This is a genomic window from Flavivirga abyssicola (assembly GCF_030540775.2).
Lineage (GTDB): Bacteria > Bacteroidota > Bacteroidia > Flavobacteriales > Flavobacteriaceae > Flavivirga > Flavivirga abyssicola.
Genome location: NZ_CP141266.1, coordinates 1,969,902 through 1,985,783 on the forward strand (window position 1 = coordinate 1,969,902; position 15,882 = coordinate 1,985,783).

Here is a 15,882-nt window from a genome sequence, read left to right on the forward strand (position 1 = left end):
AGTATTAATATTATAAAGCTTCTTTTAAAAGAGCTTCCTCTAAAACATAGTTGTCAATAAATTCATCAATATCATTTTCTTCTATAAAGAGTGAAGTAACTAAAATATCATCTTCTGCAAATGGATTGCTATCACTCTCGAATTTAGTTTTATCTAGTTGTTTAATAGTATCCAAAACAATAGTTTGACTATTATCTATATGCAAACTGTTATTAGATTTTACAATTGTAATAGCAATAAGTAATATAACAGATGCCGCAGCGTACCAAACAAAGGGTTTTTTTAAAAAGAAAACAGGTTTTTTATGCTCTGTTTTATCAGAAATTTTGTCTAATATATCTTGTTTGGATTGAGAAAAGTAATTTTCTGGAATGCTTAATCCTAATTCTTCAGTATGCAATTTTTGCATGTTCTTATCAAGTAATTTTTGATGATTTACTTGCTTCTTGAATAGTATATTATTGTTTTTTGAATCCATGTTATTTACTTAGACCTGGGTTTTTTCTAAAAGTTGAACAGAGAACATATTTTTTTCAATATGCTTAACGGTATTATAATAAGAAGACTTTATTGTACTTTCCTTTACATTTATAATTTCCTCTATTTCTCTAAAAGTTAAATCGTCAAAATATTTCATTTGAAATATTTCTCTTTCTCTTTCTGGAAGTTCAAATAAAATATGTTGTAATTTTAATTGAGCCTCATTACTATCAAAAAAAACATCGCTAACCAAATGGTTTAAATAAGAGGCGTTAACGTCATTAATAGAAACACTTTTTCTTTTATTGTTTTTTTCTAAAAATCGAAGCGATTCGTTATAGGCTATTCGATACATCCAGGTATGAAGAGAACTTTGTTGTTTAAAATTGGGTAAGCTTTTGTAAATTCTTAAAAATGTATTTTGAAGAACATCGTCTGCGTTTTCATGAGTGATTACCAGTTTGCGAATATGCCAATACAATCGCTCTTGGTAGAGGTTCAGCAATTTTGCAAATGCCTTTTCTTTACCCTTAGAACTAATTAATTCTTTTACAAAAATGGCTTCGTTTGTCAAAGTTTAACTAAAAAAGACTTAAGTGTATTTATAGAAAATACGAGTTATTGAACAATACTGTTTTAGTTAGACCTTTAAAAAGAGAAATAGTTTATTTTGTATTTTAATATGTAGATGTTTGAGTTTTATAAAGCCGAATTTAAAACTCGAATTTCAATTGCACACTCACACTTTTTTGCTCAGGCTTTTTCTTCGTTTCAGTATTTAAATTAGATATCGATATTCCCAATAATCTTACCGAATTGCTCAATTTTTCCTGATATAACAAATCCTTTGCAGTTTCTAGAATAACACTTTTATCGTTAATAAAATATTGCAATGTTTTACTCCTGGTTTGTAATGTAAAGTCACTGTATTTTATTTTTAGAGTTACTGTTTTTCCAGCGACTTTACTTTTGTTCAAACGTCGTGAAACTTCGTCGGCAATATGTTCAAGTTTTTCAAGCATAAATATTTCGCTTGATAAATTTTCGTAAAAAGTACGTTCGGCAGCTAACGATTTTCGTATTCTGTTAGGTTTTACCTCGCTATTATGAATACCCCTGACTATGTGGTAATAATAGCGTCCAGATTTTCCAAAGTTTTTGTCAAGATACTCAAGTGATTTTCCTTTTAAATCCAAGCCTGTAAAAATACCTTTTTGATACATTTTTTCTGCAGTAACCTTACCCACGCCATAAAACTTCCTAATATCTAATTGTTCTAAGAATTCAATGACTTCTTCTGGATTTACCGTTTTTTGTCCATTGGGCTTATTGTAATCACTTGCCACTTTAGCTATGAATTTATTAATAGAAATTCCAGCAGAAGCTGTTAAACCAACTTCTTTAAAGATGCGCTCACGAATTTCTTCTGCAATTAAAGAAGCACTTGGATTCCCTTTTTTATTTTCAGTAACATCTAAATAAGCTTCATCAAGTGAAAGTGGTTCTACCAAATCGGTATAATCATAAAAGATACGTTTAACTTTTTTAGAAATTTCGGTATATCTATCAAAACGCGGTTTTACAAAAATTAAACCAGGGCATAATTTAGAAGCCAAATTACCAGCCATAGCACTTTTTACTCCAAATTTTCTAGCCTCATAACTAGCCGCACTAACAACACCTCGTTTACCGCCACCACCAACAGCAATGGCTTTTCCCTTAAGCTCAGGGTTATCCATTTGCTCAACAGATGCATAAAATGCATCCATATCCACATGAATGATTTTTCTTATTGGTAAATCGTCAGACATACTGTAAATTTATGAATTCCTACGGAGGCAGGAATCTCAATTTATGAGATTTGAATAAAATTAATAAGATACTCACTTTCGTGGGCATTATTATGATAGAAATAGAACGTAAATTTTTAGTAGCATCAAATGGGTATAGAGATGAAGCATTTAAGCATACTAGAATTACTCAAGGATTTTTAAATACTCACAAAGCACGAACAGTTCGTGTTAGGTTGAAAGGAGATATAGGCTATATAACGGTTAAAGGAGAGTCCACGCAAAATGGACTATCACGATTTGAATGGGAAAAAGAAATATCTAAAACCGAAGCAGAATCACTTTTAAATATTTGTGAATCAGGAGTTATTGATAAAATTCGCTATGAAGTAAAGATTAAAAATCATATTTTTGAAATAGATGAATTCTTTGGAGATAATGAGGGTTTAGTCATTGCAGAAGTTGAATTATGCAATGAGGATGACATCTTTGATAGACCTCAATGGATAGGTGAAGAAGTTACAGGACAGATAAAATATTATAACTCCCAGTTAAGTAAACACCCATATAAAACGTGGTAATAATCTAAAAAGACCTAATTATGAAACATTTAGTAATACCAGTATTTTTAGCATGTGTTCTTTTTTCGTGTAAAGAAGGCACAAAAGCTTCTATAGCAGATGTTAAAGAGAATGCCTCAGAAGTTGTTGAAGAACAAGTTGACTCAATAATAGAAGTTACACAAGAACCTATTAAGAAAACCGTAAAACAAATTAAAGAGGAACTTGCCGCAAAAGGCTTTAAGATTTTTGATTATGTTGATGAAAAAACGCAAGACACTATTTTAATGCAGCAATATTTCATGGCGTTTTTAAAAACAGGACCTATAAGAGGACAAAACGAAGAAGAAACAGCTTTATTACAGGAAGAGCATTTAGCACATTTAACGAAAATGTACGAGTTAGGATATGCAGATATTTCTGGTCCTTTTGGGGATGATGGAGATATTCGCGGAATTACTATTTATAATGTACCCACATTAAAAATGGCAGATAGTTTAGCAAAGTCTGACCCTATGGTGAAAGCAGGGCGCTTAGAAATTGAGATACACCCGTGGTGGGCAGGAAAAGGGTTTCCTTTGCGATAGATGTTAAGACTTTTAAAGATCCTACTTAGTATCATTAATGTTATAATTATTATAACATTAATGATCATTCATTTTGTTACAAAAGAGAATAGTTATGAGGCGTCTTTATATTTTTATACGTTCCCTCTACCCATAGTTATTCTTATAGTTTTAATACTTTCTATTTTTATAAAAAAAAGAAAATATCATCTAATATTAGTAGGGATTTTATTAGCTATCTGGTTAGGAAGAAGCTTTAGAATTCATTTTGCAGATGATATAAAAGAAACAGATTTAGAGGTTGTTTTTTGGAATGCTTCACATGACAGGGATTTTGAAGAAGCTTTTAATGTCAATGAAGGTATTCCAGATATACTTGTTTTGGTTGAACATGGTGAATTTATAGTGAAAGAGTTTCAGCAAAAATATCCTGATTATAATTTTTATAGATCCATTAGGGGGATCAGTGTTTTTTCGAGAACACCGTTAAAAATTATAAATGAAACAACATCAAAATATAAATCCAACTTTATAAATTTTGAAAGCCAAGGAATTAATTTCTATGTTTTTGATGTGTCGGCAAGCATGGATGTACCTCGCGAATGGGAACTAACATTTGTAAACACATTAATTCAAGAAACGAATAATACTGTGATTCTAGGAGATTTTAATGTGCCTTATGAATCTAAATATTTCGATGCTATTAAAACGAATTTTAATCATGCTTTCTCAGAAAAGGGAAATGGTTTTAGGGAAACTTGGTTTTGGAATATTCCTTTACTGTCTTTAGATCATATTTGGGTATCTAAAGATTTAAAAGTCCTTAAAACAGAAAAGATAGCTACTTTTAAAAGTGATCATAGTATGGTGAAAACATATGTTAGAAAATGATTTTATTAAGAAATTATACCGTTTAGTTTATATACAGCCCTTCTGTTTTTATTCTAAGGTGATTATTCATTTCTATAATAGAGTCTATAAGATACTCGTTGCTATCTATTAATTCTGATGAATGTTTTTTATTAACTTTTAATAATGCTTTATTTTCATTTAAAATTGAAGTTACATTATTTGTACTGTTTAAAGGTAGGTTTTTGTTTATTATTACCATAACTGCGACTATAATAGAAACAATTCCTATGTAAAAAACAGGCTTTATAGTTTGTTTATGGCTAATCGAAATATTAGAATAAATTGAATATCTTTTTTGTTTTGGAAATTTTTGATTAAAAGCTTCTAATAATATTTTGTGTGTGGTATCATTTACATTTAATTTTTTAAAATCGTTTTCAAAAGATTTTTTAGAATTAATTAAAAGTAAGCGAAAGTCATTATATTCGGTCTCAGTTATTAATGATAAAACAAATTCTTTTTCTTGAAACGATAAATCAGAAAAACGTTTTTTTAGTAATAGGTCTTCAATAGTTAATCTCATAATTTTAGATTTTGATAGAACTAAATTTTTTTAGTTTCACCGACAATTTTTTTGTAGCATAAAATAATCTTGATTTTACTGTTCCTTCAGAACACGCCATAATTTCACTTATTTCTTTAATAGACATATTATCTTGATGTCTTAAGATAAATGTCACACTATGTTTTTCATTCAGTTTTCCAAGCTCGTTATTTAAACTCTTTTTGAATAATAAAAAATCATCTTCGTTATTAATTATGATAGATGATGCAGCATCGTTTTTCAATTCTTCAACATTCAAATTTATTGTTTTACCCTTTCTAGTGGCATTATTTCTATATTCATTTTTACACATGTTGTAAGCAATACAATATATCCACGATGAAAAGCTTTTTTTATAATCAAATAGCTCTGCCTTTTCTACTAATTTTAAAAACAAATCTTGTAAAAAATCTTGAGCCTTATTGTTATCTCGATATAGTTTTTGGTAAAAGAAAAGAAAAAGCTTTTTTGAATATCTTTCGTAAATTTCATTAAAAGCTTTTTCTTTTCCTTTATTTATAAGAACTATCAATTCTTCATCAGACTTGTTTTTATAATTAATTCTAAATTGAAATTCCAATATAAGTTATTAAAAATTAAAACGATTCTTCAAAGTTAACGTTGGTAGGCTCTTTAAGCTTTATAGCTCCTTGATGTCCAGTGTTTTTAACATCATCACTAACTATTTCAAATTTAAAATCATCAATCAAAACTTCCCCGGTACCAGATGCTAAAACACCGTATGCTATATTTATAGCCTCTTTAGGTACTTTAAGAATAATTTCATATTTAGTCCAATTTGTTGTGCCTTTTATGGGTCTGTTTTGCATGTTGTCAAAACCTAATGATTTTTCTCTATTTGTACCATCTATTCTTAACCACATTCCAGCCCAGTCTTTTATATTCTTAGATTTAATATAAGATGTCAATTTTACTTTTTTCCCTAAGAACTTTTTAGGTTCAAAATTTTGCATTATGGTTCCAAAACCTTTAATGTTAGGTTTGATGGATTTTAAATAAGCAACATTGCTATTTCTTTCTTTGTTTTTCGTTATCCCAATTTCGTAAGATTCTGGTTTGCTTCCTGCTAAAAACCATCCTTTAATTGTTTGTTTGTTAGCTTGGGTGAAAGACAATAAAGCCAAACCGAAAACAACAAAGGTTAGTTTAGATAACCTTGATTTTATTTTTTTCATTTCTTAAAAATTAAATGTTTTATTTAGTATACACGTTATTTTGAAAAGGTTCAAAAAAAGATACGTTATTTAAAACCAATTTTATTTTAATATCTCAAAACGACATTTAGCCTCATTCCCAAATTCATCCACAACAGTAATGATGTGCGAACCTTGCTTTGGTTTGATTGCCATATCATGAATGTCTTTAGTGCTTCCAATAAATGTACTATCAATATACCAAAACAAAGTGCTTTCAGGTTTAGAATGTGCTATTTTTAAAATAAGATCATTGGTTTTTCCATCAAAATCTTTTGGCAAAAAAATGGGATTATTCTCTTTAGGATAAATAAATTCCATTGAAGCATTAGTTGTCCCTATACAATCACTTCTGAATTTAGGAAGCGGTTTGTAAAATGGGTTTTTAGTTTTGTAATAATAGGCCATTAAAGGGGGTAAAACAAACCAGGGTTTGTGAATGATATCGCTTAAATCTTCACAAGAAGTATTTACTTGAAACGATTCACTGTTATCTACATGGATTAATACATGATAGGGGCATGGTTTTGTTTTTAATCCACTTACCTGAATAAATTTCTGTTCAATAGTGTTGCAATTTGGAGATGCTCTATGGCCGCTTTGTTTACAAATATCAGTCTCTTGCATTTCATCAAAAGGTTTTGAAAACCAGTTACTATTTGGTAATAAATCAAAGACTTCAAATAAAATAGGAGCTGCTGTTTGTACACCAACTAAACCCGGTCGTCCTTCTCCATCCGCATTACCAACCCAAACCCCAACAACATAATCTTTAGTAGTACCAATGGCCCAGGCATCCCGAAACCCAAAACTAGTACCAGTTTTCCATGCAATCTGTTTAGAACCATCAAAAAATTCCCAGCTTTCATCACTTTCAGGCCTGTTTACTTCTTTTAAACTTTCATAGGTCAAATAAATAGATGCCGCATCAAAAAGTGTTTTACCACTAGTCTTATCTCCAAAATCAATATTGTTTGAAGCTAAAAAAGTAGGTTCACAAAACTCATTTGAAAAATACTCACTGGAAGTTTCCGAAAAATGATTTAAAGTTGAAGAGAGTGCCGCATAACTTTTACATAAATCCCAAAGGTTACTTTCTGCGCCTCCTAAAATAAGTGATAGTCCATAATGGTTTGCGTTATACTTTAAGTCTTTTAACCGTAAAGTTTTTAAATAATGATGGAACCTATCTAAACCGAACTCTTGAAGCATTCTAACAGCTGGAACATTTAACGAACGCGATAAAGCTCTACTAGCAGGAACAGCGCCGTCATAGGTTTTGTTATAATTCTCTGGATTGTAACTACCAAATTGAGTAGGAACGTCTGCAACTAGGGTATTAGGCAATAAATCCCCAGCATCTAACATAGCGGCATATAAAAAAGGTTTTAAAATGCTACCTGTACTTCTAGGTTTATTTATAATGTCAACATCTTTTTGGTGTGCTTTGTATGTTGGTGTATTGCCCACATAAGCTAAAACCTGCCTAGTCTTTACATCTAAAACTAACACGGCTGCATTATAAATTTCATTTTGGCTTAGTTGATTATAATGGTTTTTTATAATGTAGTTTACACGCTGCTGAAGTTTAGAGTCAATAGTTGTTTTTATACACTTACCATGATTGGTTTGGGATACTCTTTGTAATAGATGAGGTGCTATTTGTGGTAGTGGATATGGTTTTTGAGGCAAGCCTTCAGCAATTGATAGTTTATAGGTTAAAGAATCAATCAAGGTGTTTTCTAAAAGTTTTTTTAAAAGACGATCACGCTTTTTTAATAATCGACCCTGGTTTTTCCCTGGGTAAATTAAACTAGGAGCATTTGGTAAAACGGCTAGAGTAGCACTTTCCGCCCAAGATAATTGATTAGCGTTTCTATTAAAATAACGCCATGATGCAGCATCTAACCCAACAACATTTCCTCCAAAAGGAGCATGGCTACTATAATAGGATAATATTTTGTTTTTGGATTCTCTTAACTCTAATCGAGTAGCCAAAATAATTTCTTTAAGCTTTTCGAAATAAGTTCTTGATTGCCCTTTTCTTGACAATCGAATGACTTGTTGTGTAATGGTGCTTCCTCCTCGTTTTACAGAACCAGATTTTAGATTATCCCTTAATGCTTTATAGATAGATATAGGGTTGAAACCAGGGTGCTTATAAAAATATTCATCTTCAAATTGAACGATACAAGTTTTAAATTTTTCAGGAATACTATCGTTTTGAGGAAATCGCCATTGGCCATCTTTGGCAATTTGGGCACCTAATAGTTCATTATTTGAACTAGTAATAACGGTTGTTGTAGGATCTTTAAAAAGTTGTTTCGGTAGACAGAAATAATACGCAATCAATAATACAGCTAATATTGCTGATTTAATTTTATGACGTTTTATATAGTTTTTTATTCTGTTCATTTGGTTTTTGACCCTTCCGTCTTTGATTTCTTTTCTGAAATCAAATCCACCTTCCCTTTGTAAGGGAAGGAGTTAAGGGTAACTTCATTTTAAATTTAGTTTAATTGATTCATGTTAATTCTTGTTTGATTCTCCTCCTTGAAAAGAAGGCGTGGATTTTATTTCAACACTTAGAAATAGGAGGCGAGGTGGGTTTTTTAATCTTTAAAATGATTACTTATTTCCTCTAATAAATCTGTAATATTTTTAAAAACTAATTTGTTTTCAAACCGAATTACTTTAAAGCCTAAGTTTTCTAAGACTTGAGTTCGTTCATAATCATAATTTTGTTGAGCAAAACTGTTATGATAGGCTCCGTCTAATTCTATAATTATTTTTTCTGATGCACAATAGAAATCAACTATATAGTTTTTAATACTATGTTGTCTTCTGAATTTTCTTCCTTTAAGTTGTTTCTTTTGTAAAAATGTCCATAATGTTGCTTCTGCTGAAGTTGAATTTTTTCGTAATTCTTTTCTATATCCTTCTAGGTATTTATGATTATGGATTTTGTTGCTCATAATTTATGGTTTTACCCTTTCGTCTTTAATTTCGATTTTAAATTTTAGTTTCATTGTTTATTGCATACTCTTATCTAACTCTCCTCCTTAAAGATGAGGAGTGGATTCAGATTTCTCAAAAATCTGAAGACGATGAGGTTTTAAACTCATACTCTCGTTCTACTTTACAGATTTTTACATTGTACCAATTATACCATTCGGTTCTTCCCTTTTGTTGTGCTAGCAAATGTTCACTTTGTTGTTTCCAGTTTTTTATAGCATCTAAACTTTTCCAATAACTTACTGTTATACCAACATCGTTTCGGGCGCTGTCTATTCCTAAATAGCCATCCTGTTGTTTTGCTAGAGCTTCCATTTTATTAGCCATTTCAGAGTAGCCTTCAATATTTTCAGTATGCGTTGATGTAAAAATGACTGCATAATAAGGTTCAAAATCTTTGTTCATATTTTTTAATTAAAAGTCACTTAGTGGTAGTTTTCTTTTGTCCCAGGTTAATACTTGTACGCCACAGGAATAATGAGCCTTATCAGGTTCGTTATTTATTAAATGACTAAATCTAGGATAGTTTAAATCTAGTTTTTTAATTATGATTGATTGCATGGGCCATTCAATATGGTGTACATCGTATTCAATAATATGTTTTTTATGGTCTTGAAAAACAGCATAGCGTTCGGTTAACCATAAATCGGTTTTGTCTTTTTCAGGAGCAGTGTCTTCTAGGCCATATTCAATATGAAATGAGTCTTTAAACGTTTCATTTGTTGATGTGTAAACAGAGCTGCTCCGACTCATCTTTGAATATTGATAAGGGAATTTAGACATCATTTTTAAAATCTTGCAAGAAGATTTTTTACTACCTTCCATGTTTAAAAAATAAACACTTGGCTTACCATTATAAATAATATATACTCTAATATTAATTTCAAAAAAATCTGAAATATAAGGCACTTTAGGAAGGTTTTTGATGCCTATATTATTCATATTAAACGCGACCAGACTTATCCATGTTTTATCATGAATAATATCTGGTTTTATGCCTTTTGGAAGGAAAGGAATTATTAATTCAGGATTTACTTCCCAATGTAAAAAAACGGCTTTATTCCATTCCTGATAATACATCCAAGGACGATCTGGGTATGTAAACGAGCGATGCTCTTTTTGTTTTAATATACCTTCTATATTCATAAAACTTATTGATAAGGTTTTACTAAGACTTTCATCTTTGATTTCTTTTAGAAACTCAGAATTTTTAATTTATATTATTACTTCTCAACGGTAATCCACCTTCCTTTTGTTCTTACCAAATAGTCATTGTCATACATGGCTTCAGCTTGTACACCAGGTAAATAATAAGTCCCTAAATACGATGCATTCAGCATAACGTTAAATGTTTTATTACTCTGTCTTCCTTTTCGTTGTAAATCGAAATAAAAATTAACACGATCGTCTCTAATATCTGTGAATCTCGCTTGGCTGGTTGTTGTATTTCCAAAATCTGTAAAACGGGTATTCACAATTTCCCAACCTGATGGAAATATCTGTGTTAATGCTACATCGTTAACAGCTTCATTTTTAAGGTTGCTAACTTTTACTGTTGCTACAAAGTCTTGTCCTTGTTGTAGTTTGGAGATATTAATGGCGTTTCCTCTTAAGTTTTTATATTGTATAGAAACACTCAATCCACGTTGTTCGGCCAGTTCTTGTCCGAGCGGTAATTTTCCGGAATTTAAAACGCGTACATAAACAATATTGTCTTTATTATTAGTGAAGGATAATGTGTTTTCTCCATCAACAACATCTAATTCGCGTTGCGCAATCGCACTTTTAGAATTGATCGTTTCTGTTTTTCCGCTTATAGTATAACTTACATTAAGCGCTTTTCCTCCGTTGGCATTTACCATTTTCGCAATAGCCAATAAACTATAAGCTGTTGTTTGGGTACTCATCCAGCGGTTACTTGATAAGTCCTTAGCAATATATTGAGACAATTCGCGTCTTTGTGGGTTTTTAGTAAGTACCATAGTTTCTAAAGCCATAGCGCGATTTCTATCAACAGAACCGTAAGTGTAATAGTTGTAACGAACAGGTTTAAAGTTAATATTTGCTGATTTAGAAATAGATTCGCTTGCTTCTTTTTGACCTGCCAATGCATATGCTGCAGCTAATCGCCATTTGGCTTCATTTGATATTTCACTAAACTCACGTAATCTATTCATGGCAGCTAAATCTGCTTGCCCCGCTAATGCTAGAGTGTACAGTCTGTAAGCTTGTGCTAAGTCTGAATTATAAGATCGATAACTTGGCCTCCAATCTCTTGCTGTTTGTTGTTGGTATTTAATCCAATTGCTTTTAAAGGTAAGCGGTAAAACAAAACCTTTCTTTTCAGCTTCAAGCATAAAATGGCCTGCATAACTGGTTCCCCAATCATTACTATCATTTTCTCCCATCCAATAACTTAAACCACCGCTTGGTCTTTGAAAATGCCCCAAACGTTTGATGCCGTTTTCAATATTACTCTTGATTTTTTGCTTTTTATCATGTGTTAAATCGAAAATATCATTTAAAAATAACTGCGGAAATACGCTCGATGTTGTTTGCTCTACACATCCATGTGGATATTGAATGAGATATTGCAATCTGCGTGAAAAATCCATTGGGGGCATGGTAGAAAACTCTAGGGTTGCCGAGTTAGTTCCATAAACTCCAAATGTTGAGAAAGCTATAGATTCTGATGCATTTGCTTCTAAAATTTGATCTATTGGTTTTGATGTTATAGGGTTTGGATTTATAACATCCAGTTCAACTTTATAAGTCGATTTTTCACCATTCCCAGAAGCAATCACTTCAACCGTATTAACCCCTTTTGCTTTACTAACATCCAATTCAAAATAGGTCATTTTTTCATCTGGATTCGCAAAAGTGAGTGTTTTTGATTTATCGCCAACAACAGAAATTCCATTGCTAAGTTTCAAGCTAATGTTTACGTTTTTCACTTTAGATTCCATTGCGAAAACAGTAACAGGAAGCGTAACTTTTTCACCTGGGCTTAATTTCCGCGGAAGCGATGCTAATACCATTAAAGGTTTTTTTACTGTAACCGTTTTGTCTGTGCTTCCGTAAGCTTCGGTTGTATTGTTTCCGGCAACCACCATAGTTCTAACGGATCCGATGTAATTAGGCATTTTTATTTTATGCGTTTTACGATCACCAGCGTTTAAAGTAAAAGGACCTAGATAAGTAACCACATGCTTAAAGCGATTTGCTTTTTTGTTCTTTCCACCGGCAGCACTTCCATCACCACCTATTGCAAACACTTGATCAATACTACCTGAATACGCACCAATAACATCATCAAAAATATCCCAGGTTTTTACCCCCAATGCTTCACGAGCGTAAAAAGAATTCCATGCGTTTGGTGTTTTAAAACGTGTTAAATCCAATAGGCCTTCTTCAACCATGGCAATAGTATAAGTCATGGCTTTATTGTTTTTTTCTGAAACAGTAACCTTAAATTCTTGCTCAGGACGTAAGGTTTCTGGCATTTTTAATTCAGGTTCTAACTTCGTTTTTGGGTCTTCAACCATGATCGGGATAACTCCAAATAAACGAATTGGTAAATCGTTGGCCGAAATAGCATGTGGTTGCAATAATGAAATATTAATGAATACATTAGGAGCCATTTCTGAGGTTACAGGAATATCTACAGTAGTTTCACCTGGTTTTGTTTTCACCCATTTGCGTTCTAATACTTCAGTACCGTTTTCAATACTTACTAATGCACGTCCTTCACTGCCTGATTGAAATGTTATTTTAGCAGTTTCGCCAACATTGTATTTTTCTTTATTCGCAGAAAAAACAAGCATTTTTGCAGCATCTTTATTCCCAGAAGATGAGTTTTGCCACCAGTTTTTATAAAAATAGGCTGTTCTTCCTGTAGCATGACCACTAACGGGGTCTTTAATTCTTATGAGATAACGTCCACGTTCGTTATCCGGAATGTTTATGTTTAATATTGCTTTTCCGTTAGCATTGGTGCTTATTTTAGAGTTTAAATACGGTCTGTGGTAGCTACTGGACACATAACTTGATAAGTTGTCGTAAGACGAGTTCCACCACCAACGCCATTCAATTTTATAAACTTTCACTTCTAGATTGTTTCGCTTTACAGGATTTCCTTTAGCGTCGACTACCACTAAATCAAAACTTTGGTTTTCGTCTGTGTAATAGGAGCCATAGGCATTGCCTTTTGGAGAACGTAACCCGACAAAAGACTCGTAAGGCGCATATTGTTTTGTGAATGCGTCTAAAGAGAAATCACCACCATTTTCGAAAGCACGTACTAAAAATTGAACGTTTAACATGCCTGGGGCATTTTTACCAACAGCTATTTTATTAGTAATTTTAGCTTGTCCTTCCTCATTTACTTTCCCTTCAAAAACATTAATATCTTCAGTGTTAAATTGACGAGTAGGATCGTTAAATGTATAGCCTTTATATTTTTTAAAGCCAACATGCGAGTTACTAAATTTTGCTTTTATTTCAGCCTTTAGGTTTTTTCCGGGAGCACCATGAAGCCACTTTATATCTAGATTTCCTTTTAAAGGTTCTGTACTGGTAAGCACATCATTTTCAAAATCAACTTTAATTTTTAATCGGTTAGGTTTAACGGTTTCAATTTTTAAGCCTTTATGAAACGTAGCGCCTCCAACAGAGACCTTGGCATTGTAATGTCCTGTTTTATCTTCTGAAGATGTAGGAACCGCAAAGTTGAAAAAATTATTAACGTTATCTGTAGTAACGTCTTTAAAAACTAATTTTCCGTTAGGATCGGTAATTTCAAGTTTTACAGGATGCTGTTTAGGAAGATTATTGGCTTTATCATTTAACATGAATGTTAAGTGTAAGGTATCTCCAGGTCGCCAAACACCACGTTCCCCATAAATATAGCCTTTAAGACCTCGTTGTAACCTGTTTCCAGAAACATCAAATTTACTTAACGATAAAGAATTACCGTCGTGAAGTTTTATGTAACTAATATTATTGCCTTTTGAAACAATCGCAAATGCCGCATGTTTTTCGGCATCAATCGTAGTTAAGCCATCTTTGTCTGTAGTTGTTTCTTCTAGTTTTTGTTGTTGGAAATTATAAAGAGATACTGTTGCGTTGGCTTCTGGATTGGTATTTAAAATATTTGTAACAGCAAAATAATACGAATTGTTAGCGCCTCGTTTTGCGATCACACCCAAGTTTGAAGCAATTAGGTTTTGAGATGTAATACGGTTTTCGTTATAGTATGCAGTATGACAAGGGTTGTCCCGTTCTCGCCAATTATACGAATAGTTTCGATATCTGTAATTTAGGTTATTCCAGTAAGCTTCTTCTTTTAATTCCTCATCTTCAATAGTTTCTCCGCCGTAATCTTCTTCATAGTATTCCTCATCATAATAATCTTCCCCATTTTCAACGTTGTTTACCTTAACAACCGCATCGCAGTCATACAATGAATAACTTTTATTAAAACTAACTTCTACACGATAAATAGCCCCTGGATCGGCTTTAAAAAACTTTGAAAGATCGATACTGTAAGCTTTCCATTTGCCTGTATTTTCTGCTTTTGACACTAATGGAATGGTCTTTTTTGCAATACGACGCCCTACTTTTCTAATCTCATGGCTATTATTACTATTCATGTTATTGTCTTGTAAAAACTGAAGAATATTGTCTTCAAAAATTTTAATAACTCGAACATCAACAGCACTCAAATTAACAGCTTCGAAATTGAATTTTAATTGCTCTGAGTTTGGTAAAATACTACCGTTGCTAATTAAACGGACTTGTGGTTTTAACTCTTCAAAAGCAATGATTTCAGAAAAAGGTTTTTTAAGTTTTATACCATCTGTGTTTTTAATGCCTTGGAAAATATCTACTTGAATATTACCTACCAATTTAGTCCCCGGATATACTTTTAGTACATTGCCGTCAACGACATATTTTGGATTTTTTGCGTTTTTAATTGATACTAAACCATCAAAGTTTTGTTGTTTTTTTAGTGGGTCTGAAAAATTGATTAATAAATGTTGCTCAGGAGATTGAATAACATCCGTTTTAGTAATTGTAAAGTTGTTTACTCCTGGAATAATTATTTTATTTTCCCCTTTGTTTTCGGCCTTGATAGATTTTCCGTTCCATGAAACAATAATGTCACTATCATCTGTTAAACGATTTATGCTATCTATTTTAAAATCGAAAACCTTGTTTTTTTCATTTGCTTCATTAAATACAATATTTAGGTTATTTCCATTTTGAGAGGCTTTTACTAATTGTTTAGCATGGTCTAGAGAAATGACATCAGCCGATTTAATAACACCTTCTAAATACTGCCATTTTTTGCTATAAGATTGAAGATTATTAGTAACAATATTAAAGCTTGGCGTAATGGTTTTAAACTGAAATGTATACGTTTTAAAATCTTTAGGAATGTCTTTGTAGATATCATCAAGTTTAACCGTAACAGCATATTCGGTAGCAGGTTGAAGTGATTCATCTGGAGTAAATAATAAGGCATGCTTATTGGCTACCATTAATTTTCCTTGTACATGAGGTTTTATAGAAATGATAGGATCGGTAATCTCTTGACCCATTTCCCAGCCTTCAACATCTTCGGTTAAACTTATTTCAATGGGGCTCATCACTGATGTTAAACCAGATGAAGTGAAGCTTATGTAATCTTTGAATTTAAAAAGGTTATCAGTTTCAGTGACTTTCTTTTTACAGGATAGAGCTAACATAATAAGTACTATGATAGCAAATGACTTTTTTAATAGCATAAGCGATGATTTT

14 protein-coding genes are annotated in these 15,882 nt (G+C 31.9%); 3 read left to right on the forward strand and 11 right to left on the reverse strand.

Annotation, left to right across the window (positions count from 1 at the left end; translation table 11 throughout):
* Positions 1-10: 10 nt before the first annotated feature.
* From Q4Q34_RS08255 to dinB, 3 genes are all read right to left on the reverse strand, one after another.
* Complete coding sequence (locus Q4Q34_RS08255) at positions 11-478, reverse strand: hypothetical protein (RefSeq protein ID WP_303316787.1); 468 nt, start codon at positions 476-478, stop codon at positions 11-13.
* A 9-nt stretch (positions 479-487) separates the two neighbouring features.
* Positions 488-1,054, reverse strand: coding sequence for an RNA polymerase sigma factor (locus Q4Q34_RS08260; RefSeq protein WP_303316788.1), 567 nt, complete (start codon positions 1,052-1,054; stop codon positions 488-490).
* A gap of 139 nt (positions 1,055-1,193) precedes the next feature.
* Positions 1,194-2,291, reverse strand: coding sequence for a DNA polymerase IV (gene dinB, locus Q4Q34_RS08265; protein WP_303316789.1), 1,098 nt, complete (start codon positions 2,289-2,291; stop codon positions 1,194-1,196).
* A gap of 92 nt (positions 2,292-2,383) precedes the next feature.
* Between dinB and Q4Q34_RS08270 the strand changes: the two genes are divergently transcribed.
* From Q4Q34_RS08270 to Q4Q34_RS08280, 3 genes are read left to right on the forward strand one after another with little or no spacing between them, the layout of a single operon-like run.
* Positions 2,384-2,851 (forward strand): CYTH domain-containing protein, encoded by a 468-nt coding sequence (locus Q4Q34_RS08270; protein WP_303316958.1) that lies wholly within the window; start codon positions 2,384-2,386, stop codon positions 2,849-2,851.
* A gap of 20 nt (positions 2,852-2,871) precedes the next feature.
* Entirely contained in the window at positions 2,872-3,417 is a 546-nt protein-coding gene (locus Q4Q34_RS08275; RefSeq protein WP_303316790.1) for a YciI family protein, read from the forward strand.
* A 60-nt stretch (positions 3,418-3,477) separates the two neighbouring features.
* Positions 3,478-4,287, forward strand: a complete 810-nt coding sequence (locus Q4Q34_RS08280; RefSeq protein WP_303316791.1) for an endonuclease/exonuclease/phosphatase family protein — start codon at positions 3,478-3,480, stop codon at positions 4,285-4,287.
* A 22-nt stretch (positions 4,288-4,309) separates the two neighbouring features.
* Here the strand turns inward: Q4Q34_RS08280 and Q4Q34_RS08285 are convergent, their stop codons facing one another.
* The 8 genes from Q4Q34_RS08285 to Q4Q34_RS08320 all read right to left on the reverse strand — a co-directional run bounded on the left by Q4Q34_RS08285 (position 4,310) and on the right by Q4Q34_RS08320 (position 15,869).
* Positions 4,310-4,831: a hypothetical protein gene (locus Q4Q34_RS08285; protein WP_303316792.1), complete on the reverse strand. Its 522-nt coding sequence runs from the start codon at positions 4,829-4,831 to the stop codon at positions 4,310-4,312.
* A gap of 4 nt (positions 4,832-4,835) precedes the next feature.
* The gene (locus Q4Q34_RS08290) at positions 4,836-5,432 is read right to left on the reverse strand and encodes an RNA polymerase sigma factor (protein ID WP_303316793.1); all 597 of its coding nucleotides are present in this window, start codon (positions 5,430-5,432) and stop codon (positions 4,836-4,838) included.
* Between the two features lie 16 nt (positions 5,433-5,448).
* A complete protein-coding gene (locus Q4Q34_RS08295; RefSeq protein WP_303316794.1) occupies positions 5,449-6,048 on the reverse strand; it encodes a hypothetical protein in 600 nt (199 codons plus the stop codon).
* A gap of 81 nt (positions 6,049-6,129) precedes the next feature.
* A complete protein-coding gene (gene pbpC / locus Q4Q34_RS08300; protein ID WP_303316795.1) occupies positions 6,130-8,481 on the reverse strand; it encodes a penicillin-binding protein 1C in 2,352 nt (783 codons plus the stop codon).
* A 197-nt stretch (positions 8,482-8,678) separates the two neighbouring features.
* On the reverse strand, positions 8,679-9,041 hold the full coding sequence (locus Q4Q34_RS08305; protein ID WP_303316796.1) for an endonuclease domain-containing protein: 363 nt from the start codon (positions 9,039-9,041) through the stop codon (positions 8,679-8,681).
* A gap of 115 nt (positions 9,042-9,156) precedes the next feature.
* A complete protein-coding gene (locus Q4Q34_RS08310) occupies positions 9,157-9,486 on the reverse strand; it encodes an antibiotic biosynthesis monooxygenase family protein (RefSeq protein WP_303316797.1) in 330 nt (109 codons plus the stop codon).
* Between the two features lie 9 nt (positions 9,487-9,495).
* Positions 9,496-10,227, reverse strand: a complete 732-nt coding sequence (locus tag Q4Q34_RS08315; protein WP_303316798.1) for a YqjF family protein — start codon at positions 10,225-10,227, stop codon at positions 9,496-9,498.
* 77 nt (positions 10,228-10,304) lie between these two features.
* Positions 10,305-15,869, reverse strand: coding sequence for an alpha-2-macroglobulin family protein (locus Q4Q34_RS08320; RefSeq protein WP_303316799.1), 5,565 nt, complete (start codon positions 15,867-15,869; stop codon positions 10,305-10,307).
* Between the last annotated feature and the right edge of the window lie 13 nt (positions 15,870-15,882).

Coding starts and splice junctions, on each gene's coding strand:
- Q4Q34_RS08255 (WP_303316787.1), bottom strand. CDS start 478: ATGGATTCAAAAAACAATAATATACTATTCAAGAAGCAAGTAAATCAT.
- dinB (WP_303316789.1), bottom strand. CDS start 2,291: ATGTCTGACGATTTACCAATAAGAAAAATCATTCATGTGGATATGGAT.
- Q4Q34_RS08270 (WP_303316958.1), top strand. CDS start 2,384: ATGATAGAAATAGAACGTAAATTTTTAGTAGCATCAAATGGGTATAGA.
- Q4Q34_RS08275 (WP_303316790.1), top strand. CDS start 2,872: ATGAAACATTTAGTAATACCAGTATTTTTAGCATGTGTTCTTTTTTCG.
- Q4Q34_RS08280 (WP_303316791.1), top strand. CDS start 3,478: ATGATCATTCATTTTGTTACAAAAGAGAATAGTTATGAGGCGTCTTTA.
- Q4Q34_RS08285 (WP_303316792.1), bottom strand. CDS start 4,831: ATGAGATTAACTATTGAAGACCTATTACTAAAAAAACGTTTTTCTGAT.
- Q4Q34_RS08295 (WP_303316794.1), bottom strand. CDS start 6,048: ATGAAAAAAATAAAATCAAGGTTATCTAAACTAACCTTTGTTGTTTTC.
- pbpC (WP_303316795.1), bottom strand. CDS start 8,481: ATGAACAGAATAAAAAACTATATAAAACGTCATAAAATTAAATCAGCA.
- Q4Q34_RS08305 (WP_303316796.1), bottom strand. CDS start 9,041: ATGAGCAACAAAATCCATAATCATAAATACCTAGAAGGATATAGAAAA.
- Q4Q34_RS08310 (WP_303316797.1), bottom strand. CDS start 9,486: ATGAACAAAGATTTTGAACCTTATTATGCAGTCATTTTTACATCAACG.
- Q4Q34_RS08315 (WP_303316798.1), bottom strand. CDS start 10,227: ATGAATATAGAAGGTATATTAAAACAAAAAGAGCATCGCTCGTTTACA.
- Q4Q34_RS08320 (WP_303316799.1), bottom strand. CDS start 15,869: ATGCTATTAAAAAAGTCATTTGCTATCATAGTACTTATTATGTTAGCT.